We start from the raw sequence: 15,654 nt of genomic DNA on the forward strand, positions 1-15,654 counted from the left end.
GACGGAAGGAGCGGTAGGAGCGCGAGACCCGTTCCGCCGCCCCGTGCCGGCGGTTCCGGAGCCACGCCCCTTGCCGTGCCTCCACTCTTCCGTCCGCGCGGACGGGAGCCCATCCGCGCGGCTACTCATTTCCGCCGGTAGGTACGCGTACTCAGCCCTGCGTGCTCAACCCCCCGCGCAGACCGCGGGCCCCGGGTCCGCTCCCCCTCAAGAAGGTGCCGTTCGGCGCCCGCTAAGGTCGCAGACATGGCAAGGATTGCGGTGATCGGCGCCGGTCTCGGCGCCATGGCGGCGGCCGCCCGGCTGGCCGTCGCGGGCCACCGGGTGGTGGTGTACGAGCGCACGACGACCTACGGCGGTGCGGTGGGCCGGTACGAGCGCGACGGCTTCGCGTTCGACACGGGCCCGGCGCTGCTGCCCCTGCCCGCCGTCTACCGCGACCTGTTCCTGAAGACCGGCAAGGAGCCGCTGGAGAAGTGCGTCGACCTGGTCCAGGTGGACCCGGCCGGACGGCACGTCTTCGCCGACGGCACGGACCTGCTGCTGCCGAACGCCTCCCGCGCGGGCGTGGTCGCCGCCCTGAACACGGCGCTCGGCTCGGGGGCGGGCGACCGATGGGGCGACTTCCTGGTCCGGGCCCGCGAGGCGTGGGACCGCACCCGACGGCCCCTCCTGGAGGAGCCGCTGTGGCCCGACTGGCAGGTCCTAGCCGAGCGCGAGCCCTATCCGGCGGTGCCCCACAAGCGGCTGCTGCGCACCCGCCGCGCCGGCACGCTCGCCGAAGTCGGCGCCCTGGAGCTGCGCGACCCCCGGCTGACGGCCCTGCTGGAGAGCCACGCCCTGGCGTACGGGCTGGACCCGCGCACCACCCCGGCGAGCGCGGCGGTCCTGCCGTACATGGAGCACGCCTTCGGCGTCTGGTACGTGCGGGGCGGTCTCCGGGAGCTGGCGCGGGCCGTGTACGAGCGGTGCCTGGCCCGGAAGGTCGAGTTCGTCTTCGACACCGAGATCACCGGGATCGTGGAGAAGGACGGCCGGGCGGCCGGGATCGAGTCGGCGGACGGGACGGTGGCCGAGGCGGACTTCGTGGTCGCCGGGGTCGCGCCCGAGGTCCTGGACGGGGCGGTGCGGCAGTCCGTCGTCCGGGGTTCCGGGGAGGTGCCGGCCCAGCGGGTGCGGACGAGTCGGCTGACCGTGCTGCTCGCGCTGCGCGGTGGCCGGCCGGAGGGCACGGCGCACCGCACGGTGGTGCACACGGAGGACCGTGACAGCGAGCTGGAGCTGCTGTTCGGCGCCTCGTCGGGGACGGTCGCGCACCCCACGGTGACGGTGGTGCGCCCGGACGACCCGGCGTGGGTGCCGGACGCCGGACACGAGGCGATCACGCTCAGCTCGGTGGTGCCTGCCCGACCCGACTGGGGATGGTCGGAGACGGAGGTCTTCGAGCGGCATGCCCAGGCGGTGATCACCGCCGCCGAGCGGGCCGTGCCCGGTCTCCGGGACCGGCTGCTCTGGCACGAGGTGCGCACCCCCGCGGACATCGAGCGCGCGACGGGTGCGGCGGGCGGCGCGATCCCGGCCCCGGCGCTGGCGGCGGGCGACGGCCGCCTCCTGCAGCCGTCCAACACCACGGCCCTGCCGGGCCTGTTCACGGTCGGCGGCTGGTCACACCCCGGCGGCGGCCTCCCGCACGCCGGCATGTCGGGCTCCCTGGTCGCGGGACTGATCGTGGAAGGACCCGGCTTCCGCGGCTCCCAGTGAGAACCGACCGTCAGAAACGGTACTGCTGCTCGTCGTACCCGTTGCCGTTCCCCTGGTACGGGTACGACTGGTCCGTCGGGAGATCCGACCCGAACGGGTCGTCGGTGTTGCGCTGTTGCGGTACCCAGACACCGCCGGGCGGGGTCTCGCCGCCGTACGCGCCGTTGCCGTACTGGTCCTGCCCGTAGCCCTGCTGCCCGTACCCCTGCTGGCCGTAGGACGGGTCGTAGGAGGCGGTGGCGTCGTAGGTCTGGGTGCCGATGTACGGGTCGGAGTAGGCGGCGTACTGCTGCTCGGACTGGTCGTAGCCGTAGCCCTGCTGGTCGTAGCCGTAGTAGGCGAAGGCCTCGTCCTGGGCCTGGTCGGCGTTGGCGTAGGACTGGCCCGGGGCCGCCGCGTACGCGTTGTCGTCGCGGTAGACGCCGTAGGTGCTGGTGTCGTCGGGCATGGGCTCCGGCGAGTACACGGTGGCCGCCCCGGAGGGGGTGGACTTCGGGCGTACGAAGACGTCGTCGTCCTGGTCCAGCGGGTCGTCGTCCTGCTGGTACGTTCCGGCAATGTCGGGCTGCAGGTCGGAGACCTCCAGCGTGGGCTCCTGACGCTCCGGCTCGCCGCCCCGGCGCCGCTTCTTGCCGGGCTTGGCCGCGGGGGCCTCCGCATCCTCACCGGAGCGCGGGCGGACGGCCCAACCCGCCTCGAAACCACGGCGGAACGACAGGGTCACAAACGTCTGGCCGACCGCGAAGGCGATCGCGCCGACGCCGATGACGATCACATTGGGCATCAGGACGCCGAGCACGACACAGAGGAACCCGACGAAGGCGAGCAGCCTGTATCGCAACCGCGCCTTGTACTGCAGCAACACCTCACCCAGCAGCCACAACGCGACGACGCCGAACGCGATGTAGAGGACCGTCCAGCCCATGTACGCCCCTCTCCCTGTGGCCGCTACGCAGTGTGTCGTACGCGAGTGCGACCGGTCTAGGCCCCCGGTGGGTGGTGCAGGCCCAGGTTCTCGTAGATTTCCAGAGTCGCGGTGGAGTTGTTCAGGGTGATGAAGTGAAGTCCGGGGACTCCCTCGTCCAGCAGCCTCGCGCAGAACTCCGTGGCGAACTCGATGCCAATGGAGCGTACAGCGGCCGGATCGTCTTTGGCTGTGACGATCCGCTCTTTCAGGGCGTCCGGGATGGCCGCGTTGCTGAGTTGGGGCAGCCTTTCCAACATCTTCACGCTGGTGACGGGCATGACCTCCGGGATGACGGGGGTTTCGCAGCCGGCGTCCGCGACGGCGTCCCTCAGACGCAGGTACGAGTCCGGGTGGAAGAACATCTGGGTGATGGCGTAGTCGGCGCCGGCCCGGCACTTGTCCACGAAGTGGGCGACGTCGGTGTCCCAGTCGGCGGACCGGGGGTGCATCTCCGGGAAGGCCGCGACGCCCACGCAGAAGTCACCCGACTCCTTGATGAGGCGGACGAGTTCGGCGGCGTACGTCAGGCCCTGCGGGTGCGGCACCCAGTCGGCCATGGGGTCGCCGGGCGGATCGCCGCGGACCGCGAGCATGTTGCGGATACCGGCGTCCGCGTACTGGCCGATGATGTTGCGCAGTTCGGCGATGGAGTGGTTGACGGCGGTCAGGTGGGCGACCGGGGTGAGGGTGGTGTCGGCGGCGATCTGCTCGGTCGCCCGGACGGTGCCGGCGCGTGTGGAACCGCCCGCTCCGTAGGTCACGGAGACGAAGCTGGGGGCCACCGCCTCGACCCTGCGGAGGGCGTTCCACAGGTTCCGCTCGCCCTTCTCGGTCTTGGGGGCCCAGAACTCGAACGAGTACGTGGTCCTGCCCGTGGCGAGCATGTCCCGCACGGTCCGTGCGCGATCAGTCCTGGTGGAGGCGGTTCCTAGGGCCATAACCGCAGGTTAGTCAGGTCGGGCCCGTCCCCCAACCAGAGCACCCCCTTTTGTCCGCTTTATCGGCTCGGGTGTCCACGCCTTGGACACCCGGGCCGCGTGCGGTCTCACAGGGCGCGCAGGCGCTCCGCGAACGCCGCCGCCGCGGCCGCGGGATCGTCGGCCTCGGTGATCGCGCGGACGACGACGACCCGTCGGGCGCCCGCCGCGACGACCTCGTCGAGGTTGCCGAGGTCGATGCCCCCGATGGCGAACCAGGGCCGGTCGGTGCCGAGGGCGGCGGTGTACCGCACGAGGTCGAGGCCGGGGGCGTGGCGGCCGGGCTTGGTGGGGGTGGGCCAGCAGGGGCCTGTGCAGAAGTAGTCCACGCCCTCCTGGACGGCGGCCGCCGCGGCCTCCTCCTCGGAGTGTGTGGAGCGGCCGATGAGGACGTCGTCACCGAGGATCGCGCGGGCGGCGGGCACCGGGAGGTCGCCCTGGCCGAGGTGCAGGACGTCGGCGCCGCCCAGGTGCGCGGACCGCGAGGCGTGCGCCACGTCGGCCCGGTCGTTCACGGCGAGCAGCTTGCCGTGCAGGCGGCACTTCTCGGCGAACAGCTCCAGGAGCTCCAGCTCCTGTGCCGCCTCCATGCCCTTGTCGCGCAGCTGGACGATGTCCACGCCTGCGTCGAGGACCGCGTCCAGGAACTCCGGGAGGTCGCCCTGGCGCTCGCGGGCGTCCACGCAGAGGTAGAGACGGGCGTCGGCGAGCCGGGCAGCGGCGTCGGTCATGGATGAGTCCCCCGTGGGTGGTGCCGTGTCGGTGCGGCGTACGGCGGTCGGGGGCCCAGGCGGCCCCGGCCGCCGTACGCCGCACGGTGCTGTTCAGGTGGTGCGGTGGTACGGGTCCTGCCGGTGGTGCGGCTTCTCAGCCTCCGGTGATCACACGGCGAGCGCCTGCGCGCGGCGCTTCACCTCCGTGCCGCGATTCTCGCTGAGGGCCTGGGCCGGGGTGCCGGGCAGGCTCGGGTCGGGAGTGAAGAGCCACTCCAGCATCTCTTCGTCGGTGAAGCCGTCGTCCTTCAGCAGGGTCAGGGTGCCGGTGAGGCCCTTGACCACCTTGTCCCCGTCGATGAAGGCGGCGGGGACGTGCAGCGCGCGGTTCTCACCACGGCGTACGGCGATGAGCTGGCCCTCCTTGACCAGCTGCCGCACACGGGTCACCTCGACGCCGAGCATCTCGGCGATGTCGGGGAGGGTCAGCCACGCGGGGACGAGAGCATCGATCTTTGCGTCAATCTCGGTCACGTCACCAAGACTGCCATCTGGGACTGACAGTGGGTAGCCGAGCGGGGCCCTCCGGGGGGGGTGGGCCCCCGGACGGGGGCGGCGGGGAGCCGCCGGGCTAGGCCGTCGCCGCCTTCAGGGGCCTCGCCGGGTCCGCGAGCAGGGCGGGGTTCATCGGGGTGCCCGACTCGATGAGGCGGCGGCCCTGGGCCAGGTCCCTCGGCCGGCCGACTGCGAGCAGGGCGACCAGACGGTCCTCGCGCAGCCAGCACACCGTCCAGGCGGCGCCCGCGGGGTCCCCGCGCCGGACCATGGTGCCGGCGGCGGGGTGGTGCCCCGCGTACTGGACGAAGCGGCCGAACTGCTCCGACCAGAAGTACGGGACGGGGTCGTAGGGCTCGGGCGTCTCGCCGAGGATGTTCGCGGCGACCGTGCGGGGGCCCTGGAGGGCGTTGTCCCAGTGGTGGACCAGGAGGCGCTCGCCGTAGCGGCCCGAGGGGAAGGACGCGCAGTCGCCGACCGCGTAGACGTCCGGCGCGGAGGCACGCAGGTGGTCGTCGGCGAGCACCTCCCCACGGGGGCCCAGTTCGATGCCGGAGTCCCTCAGCCAGGCCGTCGCGGGGCGTGCCCCGATGCCGACGACCACGGCACCGGCCGGGATCCGGGAGCCGTCGTCCAGGACGACCGTGCCCGGCTCGACGCGCTCCACGCGCGCGTGGGTCCGCAGCGTGGTGCCGCTGTCGGCGTACCAGGCGGTCATCGGTGCGGCCACCTCGGCGGGCAGCGCCCCGGCCAGCGGCCGGTCGGCGGCCTCCACGACGGTGACCGCGCAGCCCGCCTCCCGCGCGGCGGTGGCGAACTCGGCGCCGATCCAGCCGGCGCCCACGACGACGATGTCGTGCTGCTCGGCCAGGACGGGGCGCAGCCGCTCGGCGTCGTCCAGGGTGCGCAGCAGGTGCACGCCGGGCACACCCTCCACGCCGGGCAGCCGGATCGGTTCGGCGCCGGTGGCGAGGACCAGGAGGTCGTACGGGACGGGTCCGGCGGCGGTGTCCAGTTCGTGTTCGCCGGGGCGTACGCCCAGGACCTCACGGCCCAGTTGGAGTTCGATGTCGAGCGCCTCGAAGTCGACGTCGAACGCGGAGTCCTCGGCCTTGCCGAGCAGGACGGCCTTGGACAGGGGCGGCCGGTCGTACGGCTGGTGGGGCTCGGCGCCGATCAGCGTCACCTCGCCGGAGAAGCCCTGTTCGCGCAGGGCGACCGCGGTCTGCACCCCGGCCATGCCCGCGCCCACGACGACGACCCGGCGCGCCGTCGTCCCTCCCGCTGCCCGTGTCTGCTCGTTCACCTGATCACCATAGACAACTGACGATCCGTCAGTCAGCGGTCCTGCGCCGTGACCTGCTCCACGGCGCCGTCCGCCGTCTCGATCTGCTCCACCGTGCTCGTGCCGCTGCCCGGCCTCGACTCCCACTCCCAGGTCTCCTCCAGCCGCACCCGCCCGTCGGGCAGCTCGACCACCAGGGACACGCAGTGCCCCGACGCGGTCGTCCCGTCGGTCCGCAGCTGGACGTAACGGAAGTCCAGCCGGTCACCCTCACGGGTACCCAGGAGGTGGCCGCGTACGACGTCGCCGCCCGCGTAGTCGGCCCAGATCTCGCCGTCCTTCTCGTGGTACGCGAACCGTGTGCGGGTGCCGACCTGACCTGGGGCCTGGTCGGCCACGGGGGCGAGGACGAGTCCGTCGAGCGAGCGGGCCATGGCGGGAGGCTCCCTTACTGAGCGATACGGCACGGGCTAGGGTGGGCCACCGTAGAGCACTCGCGGGAGCCCGGACGCACCGGGCTGAGAGGGAGGCTGGCGGCCTCCGACCGTACGAACCTGATCCGGGTCATGCCGGCGAAGGGAGGGGCTGGACGCCCATGTCGCGTACGCACACCTCAGACGTCCTCGTCGTGGGGGGCGGGATCATCGGGCTGGTCACGGCCTGGCGGGCCGCCCAGCGCGGGTTCACCACCACCGTCGTGGATCCCGGGCCCGGCGGCGGGGCGGCCCAGGTGGCGGCCGGGATGCTCGCCGCGGTGACGGAACTGCACTACGGCGAGCAGACGCTGCTGGGGCTCAACCTGGAGTCCGCCCGCCGCTACCCCGGCTTCGCCGCCGAGCTGACCGAGGAGACCGGCCTCGACCTCGGCTACCGCCGCTCCGGGACGCTCGCCGTCGCCCTCGACGCGGACGACCGGGCCCACCTGCGTGAACTGCACGCCCTGCAGCGCCGTTCGGGCCTGGAGTCGGAGTGGCTGAACGGCCGCGAGTGCCGCCGTCTGGAGCCGATGCTGGCGCCGGGCGTGCGCGGCGGGCTGCGGGTCGACGGGGACCACCAGATCGACCCGAGGCGGCTCTCCAGGGCCCTCGTCACGGCCTGTGAGCGGGCCGGGGTCGTGTTCCACCGGGCCCGGGCCGAGGAGCTCTCCGTGGTGCGGGGACGGGCCGCCGGGGTCAGGACCGACGACGGCACCGGGCTGACCGCGGGGCGCGTGGTCCTGGCCGGGGGCAGCCACAGCGGGCGGCTCGCCGGTGTCCCCGACGACGTGCTGCCGCCGGTGCGGCCCGTGAAGGGGCAGGTGCTGCGGCTGACCGTGCCGAAGCGGTACGCGCCCTTCCTGACCCGGACGGTGCGGGCCGTGGTCCGCGGCAGCCACGTCTATCTGGTGCCGCGCGAGAACGGCGAACTCGTCGTCGGCGCCACCAGCGAGGAGCTCGGCTGGGACACCACGGTCACCGCGGGCGGGGTGTACGAACTGCTGCGGGACGCCCATGAACTCGTCCCCGGCATCACCGAACTCCCGCTCACCGAGACCCGCGCGGGACTGCGCCCCGGATCCCCCGACAACGCCCCGCTCCTCGGCCCCACCGAACTCGACGGCCTGCTCCTCGCGACGGGCCACTACCGCAACGGGGTCCTCCTCACCCCGATCACCGGCGACGTCCTGGCCCATGTCCTGATCAGCGGGGAACTGCCCGAGGTCGCACGGGACTTCACACCGCTGCGCTTCCGCGCCGGCGCGCCCAGGGAACTCTCGGAGCAGCCCGTATGAGCACCGTGGACCGAACCGACGCCCTGACCGTCCTCGTCAACGGGGAGCGCCGGCGTGTCACCCCCGGCACCGCCCTCGACACCCTCGTACGGACGCTCGCCGCGTCCCCGTCCGGTGTCGCCGCCGCGCTCAACGAAACCGTCGTCCCGCGCGCGCAGTGGCCGTCGACACTCCTCTCCGAGGGGGACCGCGTCGAGGTCCTGACCGCCGTCCAAGGAGGCTGACCCATGGCAGACGACCCCTTCGTCCTCGGCGGTACGACCTACTCGTCCCGCCTGATCATGGGCACCGGCGGCGCCCCCAGCCTGGACGTGCTGGAGCGGGCGCTGGTGGCCTCCGGCACGGAGCTGACGACGGTCGCGATGCGCCGGGTGAACGCGGCCGTGCACGGCTCGGTGCTCTCGGTGCTCGACAAGCTGGGCATCCGGGTGCTGCCCAACACCGCCGGCTGCTTCACGGCGGGCGAGGCCGTGCTCACCGCGCGGCTCGCGCGGGAGGCGCTCGGCACGGACCTGGTGAAGCTGGAGGTCATCGCCGACGAGCGGACCCTGCTGCCGGACCCGATCGAGCTGCTGGACGCCGCGGAGACGCTGGTCGACGACGGTTTCACCGTGCTGCCGTACACCAACGACGACCCGGTGCTCGCCCGAAAGCTGGAGGACGTCGGCTGCGCCGCGATCATGCCGCTCGGGTCGCCGATCGGGTCGGGCCTCGGCATCCGCAACCCGCACAACTTCCAGCTGATCGTGGAGCACGCGCGCGTACCGGTGATCCTGGACGCGGGGGCCGGTACGGCGTCCGACGCGGCGCTCGCGATGGAGCTGGGGTGCGCGGGCGTCATGCTCGCCTCCGCGGTGACCCGGGCGCAGGAGCCGGTGCTGATGGCGACCGCCATGCGCAACGCGGTGGAGGCGGGCCGCCTCGCGCTCCGGGCGGGCCGGATCCCCCGCCGCCACTTCGCGCAGGCGTCGTCCCCGAGCGAGGGGCTGGCGCGACTGGACCCGGAGCGGCCGGCGTTCTGAGCGGGCGGGTCCCTCGTCCGGGTGCGGGACGGTCACAGGTCTGCTGCAGTACGCCCCCGTCGCCCCGGAACGGGTGGGGGTGTCCGTGGCGGCTCGTAGACTCACCCGCGTGGACACGACCCTTCAGGACCCGCTTGTCGGCCAGGTGCTCGACGGCCGGTATCGAGTCGAGGCGCGGATCGCGGTCGGCGGGATGGCCACGGTCTACCGGGCCGTGGACACCCGCCTGGACCGGGTGCTCGCGCTCAAGGTGATGCATCCGACGCTGGCCGCGGACGGTTCGTTCGTGGAGCGGTTCATCCGCGAGGCCAAATCGGTGGCGCGGCTCTCCCATCCGAACGTGGTGGGGGTCTACGACCAGGGCGCCGACGGGTCGTACGTCTATCTGGCCATGGAGTACGTGGCCGGGTGCACCCTGCGGGACGTGCTGCGTGAGCGCGGCGCCCTGCAGCCGCGGGCCGCGCTGGACATCCTGGAGCCGATCCTCGCCGCCCTGGGCGCCGCCCACCGCGCCGGTTTCGTGCACCGCGACATGAAGCCGGAGAACGTGCTGATCGGGGACGACGGCCGGGTCAAGGTCGCCGACTTCGGGCTGGTCCGCTCCGTGGACACCGTCACCAGCACCACGGGCACCGTGCTCGGCACCGTGGCCTATCTGGCCCCGGAGCAGTTGGAGCACGGCACGACCGACACCCGCGTCGACGTGTACGCGTGCGGGGTGATGCTCTACGAGATGCTCACCGGCGGCAAACCCCACGGCGGGGACACCCCCGCGCAGGTGCTCTACCACGCGCTGAACGACGACGTGCCGCCGCCGTCGGCCGCCGTGCCCGGCCTGCCGTACGAGCTGGACGAGTTGGTCGCCTCGGCGACCGCCCGCAATCCGGAGCTGCGGCCGTACGACGCGGTGGCCCTGCTCGCGCAGACCCTGGAGGCTCGGTCCGCGCTGAGCGTCGAGCAGCTGGACGCGGTGCCGCCGCAGGCGAGAACCGCCGGGCACGACAACGCGGAGGACCGCACGAGCGTCATCCCGCGGTCGCTGACCGTGTCCCGGTCGGCGGGGCTCGACGGGATGAACCGCACGAGCCGGTTCGAGACGCCCCCGCCGCCGCCCCGGCGCCCCGGTGGCGGCACCGCGCCCCGGCGGGGCCTGCTCGCGATCGTCGCCGCCGTGCTGCTCGTCCTCGGTGTGGGCGGGGGCATCTGGTACATCAACTCGGGACAGTTCACGAAGGTCCCGGCGGTGCTGGCCCAGTCGGAGGCCGTCGCGAAGCAGCGGATCCAGGGTGCCGGGCTCGGCGTCAAGGTCGAGCGCGCGTTCAGCGACACCGTCAAGCGGGGCGAGGTGATCCGCACCGACCCGGAGCCGGGCGACCGCATCCGGGACAACGACACGGTCACGCTGACGATCTCCAAGGGCCCCGAGATCGTGGCGCTGCCCGACCTGAAGGGCTACCGGCTTGACAAGGCGAAGGCCCGGCTCAAGAGCGCCGGGCTGGAACCGGGCCTGGTGACGCGGGAGTTCAGCGACGAGGTGATCAGGGGTCAGGTGATCCGCACCGAGCCGGGCGCCGGGACCAAGGCGTCCTCGGGTTCGGCGGTCGCGCTGGTGGTCAGCCGGGGTGCCCCGGTGGAGATCCCCGACGTGGCCGGCGACTCGGTCGAGGACGCCACCGCCGCGCTGGAGGACGAGGGCCTGAAGGTGGAGATCGCCTCGGAGCGGGTCAACTCCGAGTTCGACAAGGGCACGGTCGCCGAGATGTCGCCGGGCGCGGGCAAGCAGGTCGGGGCGGGCGACACGGTCACGCTGACGCTGTCCAAGGGCCCCGAGATGATCGAGGTCCCGGACGTCGTGGGCGACAGTGTCGACGACGCCACGCGGAAGCTGGAGGACGCGGGCTTCGAGGTCGACGAGGACCGGGGTCTGCTCGGCCTCTTCGGCGACGAGGTCAAGGGACAGTCGGTGGATGGCGGCGAGACGGCCCCCAAGGGCTCGACGATCACCATCGAGATCGGCTGACCCCGGTCCACCACGGTGGGGGCCACGGTCTGGGCCCCGCGGCCGGGGCCTCGCGGTGGGGCACCACGGTCGGCACCCCACCGTCGGTGCCCCACGGTCGGCACCCCACCGTCGGTGCCCCACGGTCGGCACCCCACCGTCGGTGCCCCGCGGTCGGGGCCCCACCGTCGGTGCCCCGCGGTCGGTGCCCCGCGGTCGGGGCCCCCGGATGCCATCCGCCGTCCGGGTGGTCTCCGCCGCATGACACCCTTGTGCGGTGAGTACTGAGCAGTCCCCCGGTCGTCCCGGCGCCCCCGCCCCCGCCCCCGCGTCCGCTCCCGTCCCCTCCCCCGCCCCCGTGTCCGGGCCGGTGCGCAACCCCGTCGGCGGGCACGTGCCCGTCGCCGGTGGGCTGAACTCCGTCGGGCTGACCTACGCCCGTGACCTCAGGGCCGAGACCGTGCAGGTCTTCGTCGCGAATCCGCGGGGCTGGGCCACACCCGTCGGGAACCCGCGGCAGGACGAGGAGTTCCGGGCGGCCTGTGCGGCCGAGTCGATCCCCGCGTACGTGCACGCCCCGTACCTGATCAACTTCGGCTCGCACACCGAGGCGACGGTCGAGAAGTCCGTGGAGTCGCTGCGGCACTCGTTGCGCCGGGGCCGGGAGATCGGCGCCCTCGGCGTGGTCGTGCACACCGGGAGCGCGACCGGCGGCCGGGACCGTGCGGTCGCGCTGAAGCAGGTGCGCGCGCACCTCCTGCCGCTGCTGGACGAGCTGACCCACGACGACGACCCGTGTCTGCTGCTGGAGTCGACCGCCGGCCAGGGCGCCTCCCTGTGCTCCCGCACGTGGGACTTCGGCCCGTACTTCGAGGCGCTCGACGCGCACCCGAAGCTCGGAGTCTGCCTGGACACCTGCCACATCTTCGCGGCGGGCCACGACCTGACCGGGCCCGACGGCATGCACCGGACGCTGGACCTGCTGGTGGACACCGTCGGCGAGGGCCGGCTGAAACTGATCCACGCCAACGACTCCAAGGACGTCGTCGGCGCCCACAAGGACCGTCACGAGAACATCGGCTCAGGCCACATCGGCGAGGACCCGTTCCGCGCGCTGATGACCCACCCGGCCACCGAGGGCGTCCCCCTGATCATCGAGACCCCCGGCGGCAAGGAGGGCCACGCGGCGGACGTGGAACGCCTGAAGAAGCTCCGCGACGGCTGAGACGGCGAGGCGCCGGGCCCGGTCAGAGCTCGGGCCCCTCCCCCGGTTCCTCCTGGTAGGAGTAGCGCTGCTCGCGCCACGGGTCACCGATGTTGTGGTAGCCGCGCTCCTCCCAGAAGCCCCGCCGGTCGGCGGTCATGTACTCGATGCCCCGGACCCACTTGGGGCCCTTCCAGGCGTAGAGGTGGGGCACGACGAGCCGCAGCGGGAAGCCGTGCTCGGCGGTGAGCAGCTCGCCGTCCTTGTGGGTGGCGAAGATCGTGCGGTCCGAGGCGAAGTCGCTGAGCCGGAGGTTGGAGCTGAAGCCGTACTCGGCCCACACCATCACATGGGTGACCTCGGCGGCCGGCGGCGCGATCTCCAGGATCGTCCGGGCGGGGATGCCGCCCCACTCCGCGCCGACCATGCTGAACTTCGTCACACAGTGCAGATCGGCCACGACCGAGGCGTACGGCAACGCGGTGAACTCGTCGTGGGTCCAGCTCCGCTTCTCACCGTCGGCGGTGGCGCCGAAGACCCGGAAGTCCCACCGCTCGGGGCGGAACTTGGGTACGGGACCGTAGTGCGTCACCGGCCAGCCTCGCTGGAGTCGCTGTCCCGGCGGAAGCTGCGGCTGTGCCGCGTTCTCAGATGCGCGATCTCCCGACTCGCGTCCCACCGGCTGACCCATGACTCCATCCTGACAGACCCCGAGTGGTGCACCTGACCAGCCCCCGCCCGAATGAGACAAAACGAACTAAGGCTGGGCTAACTTACTAAGCTTGCACTTACTGGACGATCTTCGATGCCGGTGCAATCATCGCGGCGCAACCTCCCAGTTCCCCGCTTGGAAGGAGCCTTTGCGATGCAGGGCGACCCCGAGGTCATCGAATTCCTCAACGAGCAGCTGACGGCCGAGCTGACCGCGATCAACCAGTACTTCCTGCACGCGAAGATGCAGGAGAACTTCGGCTGGACGAAGCTCGCGAAGTACACCCGGCACGAGTCGTTCGACGAGATGAAGCACGCGGAGGTCCTCACCGACCGGATCCTGTTCCTGGACGGCCTGCCGAACTACCAGCGACTGTTCCACGTCCGCGTGGGCCAGACGGTGAAGGAGATGTTCGAGGCGGACCGGCAGATCGAGGTCGAGGCGATCGACCGCCTCAAGCGCGGCATCGAGGTGATGCGGGCCAAGGGCGATGTGACGTCCGCGAACATCTTCGAGTCGATCCTCGCCGACGAGGAGCACCACATCGACTACCTGGACACCCAGCTGGAGCTGCTGGAGAAGCTCGGTGAGGCGCTGTACATCGCCCAGCTGATCGAACAGCCGGAGAGCTGATTCCCCGCGTCGAGGGGCCGCGCCGGACGGGCTAGGCGGCTTCCTCGAGCTCCTGCACCTCCGAGAAGGCGGGCTGCCCCTGGTCGGTCGACTCACGGCGAGGGCACGCGCCCCTGCCCAGGATCGCCTGGATACGGCGGACGCACGAGCCGCAGTCCGTACCCGCCTTGCAGGCCGACGCGATCTGGCGAGGAGTGCAGGCCCCGTCCGCCGCGTGCTTCTTGACCTGCTGCTCGGTGACACCGAAGCAACTGCAGACGAACACGCGGTCCACCTCCCGCCGGGATCGATACGTAACGCCGTCCCGACGATGATCGGTGAGGCTAACCTAACCTTACCCGGCGGCCAGGGAGCGCAAAAGTGGAGTGGGGCGCGGATCGTATGTGATCCGCGCCCCACTCCAGTGTGTCGTCACTCCCGTACTAGTCGCGGTACAGCTCCGCGACCAGGAAGGCCAGGTCGAGGGACTGGCTGCGGTTGAGCCGGGGGTCGCAGGCGGTCTCGTAGCGCTGGTGCAGATCGTCGACGAAGATCTCGTCGCCGCCGCCCACGCACTCGGTGACGTCGTCACCGGTGAGCTCCACGTGGATGCCGCCCGGGTGGGTGCCCAGCGCCTTGTGGACCTCGAAGAAGCCCTTGACCTCGTCGAGCACGTCGTCGAAGCGGCGGGTCTTGTGGCCGGAGGCCGCCTCGAAGGTGTTGCCGTGCATCGGGTCGGTCACCCAGGCCACGGTCGCGCCGGAGGCGGTGACCTTCTCGACCAGCTCGGGCAGCTTGTCACGGACCTTGTCCGCGCCCATGCGCACGATGAAGGTGAGACGGCCGGGCTCGCGCTCCGGGTCGAGGCGCTCGATGTACTGCAGCGCCTCCTCGGCCGTGGTCGTCGGGCCGAGCTTGATCCCGATCGGGTTGCGGATCTTCGAGGCGAACTCGATGTGCGCGTGGTCCAGCTGCCGGGTGCGCTCACCGATCCACAGCATGTGCGCGGAGACGTCGTACAGCTGCCCCGTGCGCGAGTCGACGCGGGTCAGCGCCGACTCGTAGTCGAGCAGCAGCGCCTCGTGCGAGGAGAAGAACTCGACGGTGCGGAACTCCTCCGGGTCGGCCCCGCAGGCGTGCATGAAGTTCAGCGCGTTGTCGATCTCGCGGGCGAGCTGCTCGTAGCGCTGGCCGGACGGGGACGACTTCACGAAGTCCTGGTTCCAGGCGTGGACCTGGCGCAGGTCGGCGTAGCCGCCGGTGGTGAAGGCGCGGACCAGGTTCAGCGTGGAGGCGGAGGCGTGGTACATCCGCTTCAGGCGCTGGGGGTCCGGGACGCGGGCGGCCTCGTTGAAGTCGAAGCCGTTGACCGAGTCGCCGCGGTACGTCGGCAGGGTCACGCCGTCGCGGGTCTCGGTGCCCTTGGAGCGGGGCTTGGAGTACTGCCCGGCGATGCGGCCGACCTTCACCACGGGCACGGAGGCCGCGTACGTGAGGACGGCGCCCATCTGGAGCAGCGTCTTCAGCTTGTTGCGGATGTGGTCCGCCGAGACGGCGTCGAAGGCCTCGGCGCAGTCGCCGCCCTGGAGGAGGAACGCCTCTCCCTTGGCGACGGACGCCATCCGGGCGCGCAGCTGGTCGCACTCGCCCGCGAAGACGAGCGGCGGATACGACTCGAGCTCCGCAACGACTGCGCGCAGAGCCTCGGTGTCGGGGTACTCGGGCTGCTGCGCCGCGGGCAGGTCTCGCCAGGTGTTGCCAGCGCTCGCGCTGGACTTAGCGTTCACGGTCACGACGTCCACATTACGGGGTCATGTCGGGCGTCCATTCCCCTGCTCATCAAGTGAGACGAACCCCGCTCGATCGGGACGGGGCCCCCGGGCGCGGCCCGTGGCGCCACCGGACCGCCTCCGGTAGGGTGCGGCGCATGTTCGCGCACAGCAACCAGAACTGGTGGTGGACCGCTCATCCGGCGGCCCACTGACTGCGCGTACGCACGACTTCGCGAAGGCCGCCCGAGGGGCGGCCTTCCGTGTTTCCACCACCGGGCCGTCCCTCCTCGATCACCGCACTGAT

Annotated in this window: 17 protein-coding genes and 1 riboswitch; of the genes, 8 read left to right on the forward strand and 9 right to left on the reverse strand. The window is 72.0% G+C overall.

The annotated features are described in order from the left end of the window. The first annotated feature begins 246 nt into the window (after positions 1–246). Positions 247–1,761 (forward strand): phytoene desaturase family protein, encoded by a 1,515-nt coding sequence (locus tag ACZ4Z3_RS05855; protein ID WP_468499843.1) that lies wholly within the window; start codon positions 247–249, stop codon positions 1,759–1,761. A gap of 10 nt (positions 1,762–1,771) precedes the next feature. On the opposite strand, the gene ACZ4Z3_RS05860 is transcribed toward ACZ4Z3_RS05855, so the two are convergent. The 6 genes from ACZ4Z3_RS05860 to ACZ4Z3_RS05885 form a co-directional block, all read right to left on the reverse strand. Next, positions 1,772–2,686, reverse strand: coding sequence for an SCO2102 family sporulation regulator (locus tag ACZ4Z3_RS05860; protein WP_468499844.1), 915 nt, complete (start codon positions 2,684–2,686; stop codon positions 1,772–1,774). Between the two features lie 56 nt (positions 2,687–2,742). After that, positions 2,743–3,666: a methylenetetrahydrofolate reductase [NAD(P)H] gene (gene metF / locus ACZ4Z3_RS05865; RefSeq protein WP_468499845.1), complete on the reverse strand. Its 924-nt coding sequence runs from the start codon at positions 3,664–3,666 to the stop codon at positions 2,743–2,745. Between the two features lie 107 nt (positions 3,667–3,773). After that, positions 3,774–4,436, reverse strand: coding sequence for a thiamine phosphate synthase (gene thiE / locus ACZ4Z3_RS05870; RefSeq protein WP_468499846.1), 663 nt, complete (start codon positions 4,434–4,436; stop codon positions 3,774–3,776). 150 nt (positions 4,437–4,586) lie between these two features. After that, positions 4,587–4,952, reverse strand: coding sequence for an Rv2175c family DNA-binding protein (locus tag ACZ4Z3_RS05875; protein ID WP_107462251.1), 366 nt, complete (start codon positions 4,950–4,952; stop codon positions 4,587–4,589). Between the two features lie 97 nt (positions 4,953–5,049). Further along, positions 5,050–6,279: an NAD(P)/FAD-dependent oxidoreductase gene (locus tag ACZ4Z3_RS05880; RefSeq protein ID WP_468499847.1), complete on the reverse strand. Its 1,230-nt coding sequence runs from the start codon at positions 6,277–6,279 to the stop codon at positions 5,050–5,052. Between the two features lie 32 nt (positions 6,280–6,311). Continuing rightward, the gene (locus tag ACZ4Z3_RS05885; RefSeq protein ID WP_468499848.1) at positions 6,312–6,692 is read right to left on the reverse strand and encodes an avidin-fold protein; all 381 of its coding nucleotides are present in this window, start codon (positions 6,690–6,692) and stop codon (positions 6,312–6,314) included. Positions 6,693–6,744: 52 nt separating this feature from the next. After that, positions 6,745–6,856: riboswitch (TPP riboswitch) on the forward strand. Between ACZ4Z3_RS05885 and thiO the strand changes: the two genes are divergently transcribed. The 5 genes from thiO to ACZ4Z3_RS05910 all read left to right on the forward strand — a co-directional run bounded on the left by thiO (position 6,854) and on the right by ACZ4Z3_RS05910 (position 12,275). After that, a complete protein-coding gene (gene thiO / locus ACZ4Z3_RS05890) occupies positions 6,854–8,029 on the forward strand; it encodes a glycine oxidase ThiO (protein ID WP_468499849.1) in 1,176 nt (391 codons plus the stop codon). Its footprint overlaps the riboswitch before it by 3 nt. Before the next feature lie 23 nt (positions 8,030–8,052). Continuing rightward, positions 8,053–8,253 carry a sulfur carrier protein ThiS gene (thiS, locus tag ACZ4Z3_RS05895; protein ID WP_468500208.1) on the forward strand — a complete coding sequence of 67 codons (201 nt, stop codon included), beginning with the start codon at positions 8,053–8,055 and terminating at the stop codon, positions 8,251–8,253. 3 nt (positions 8,254–8,256) lie between these two features. After that, a complete protein-coding gene (locus ACZ4Z3_RS05900) occupies positions 8,257–9,051 on the forward strand; it encodes a thiazole synthase (protein ID WP_468499850.1) in 795 nt (264 codons plus the stop codon). A 109-nt stretch (positions 9,052–9,160) separates the two neighbouring features. Further along, entirely contained in the window at positions 9,161–11,071 is a 1,911-nt protein-coding gene (gene pknB, locus ACZ4Z3_RS05905) for a Stk1 family PASTA domain-containing Ser/Thr kinase (RefSeq protein WP_468499851.1), read from the forward strand. 256 nt (positions 11,072–11,327) lie between these two features. After that, a complete protein-coding gene (locus ACZ4Z3_RS05910) occupies positions 11,328–12,275 on the forward strand; it encodes a deoxyribonuclease IV (RefSeq protein ID WP_468499852.1) in 948 nt (315 codons plus the stop codon). A 22-nt stretch (positions 12,276–12,297) separates the two neighbouring features. On the opposite strand, the gene ACZ4Z3_RS05915 is transcribed toward ACZ4Z3_RS05910, so the two are convergent. After that, positions 12,298–12,945: a sulfite oxidase-like oxidoreductase gene (locus ACZ4Z3_RS05915; RefSeq protein WP_055717127.1), complete on the reverse strand. Its 648-nt coding sequence runs from the start codon at positions 12,943–12,945 to the stop codon at positions 12,298–12,300. Between the two features lie 174 nt (positions 12,946–13,119). On the opposite strand from ACZ4Z3_RS05915, the gene bfr reads away from it, so the two are divergent. Then, positions 13,120–13,599, forward strand: a complete 480-nt coding sequence (gene bfr, locus ACZ4Z3_RS05920) for a bacterioferritin (RefSeq protein WP_055521109.1) — start codon at positions 13,120–13,122, stop codon at positions 13,597–13,599. 31 nt (positions 13,600–13,630) lie between these two features. Here the strand turns inward: bfr and ACZ4Z3_RS05925 are convergent, their stop codons facing one another. Both ACZ4Z3_RS05925 and ACZ4Z3_RS05930 read right to left on the reverse strand, forming a co-directional pair. After that, the gene (locus ACZ4Z3_RS05925; RefSeq protein WP_468499853.1) at positions 13,631–13,873 is read right to left on the reverse strand and encodes a (2Fe-2S)-binding protein; all 243 of its coding nucleotides are present in this window, start codon (positions 13,871–13,873) and stop codon (positions 13,631–13,633) included. A gap of 148 nt (positions 13,874–14,021) precedes the next feature. After that, positions 14,022–15,371 (reverse strand): class II 3-deoxy-7-phosphoheptulonate synthase, encoded by a 1,350-nt coding sequence (locus ACZ4Z3_RS05930; protein ID WP_468499854.1) that lies wholly within the window; start codon positions 15,369–15,371, stop codon positions 14,022–14,024. 134 nt (positions 15,372–15,505) lie between these two features. On the opposite strand from ACZ4Z3_RS05930, the gene ACZ4Z3_RS05935 reads away from it, so the two are divergent. After that, complete coding sequence (locus ACZ4Z3_RS05935; protein ID WP_101392327.1) at positions 15,506–15,562, forward strand: trp operon leader peptide; 57 nt, start codon at positions 15,506–15,508, stop codon at positions 15,560–15,562. Positions 15,563–15,654: the final 92 nt, after the last annotated feature.

It is taken from the genome of Streptomyces sp. NPDC030296, from assembly GCF_055572815.1.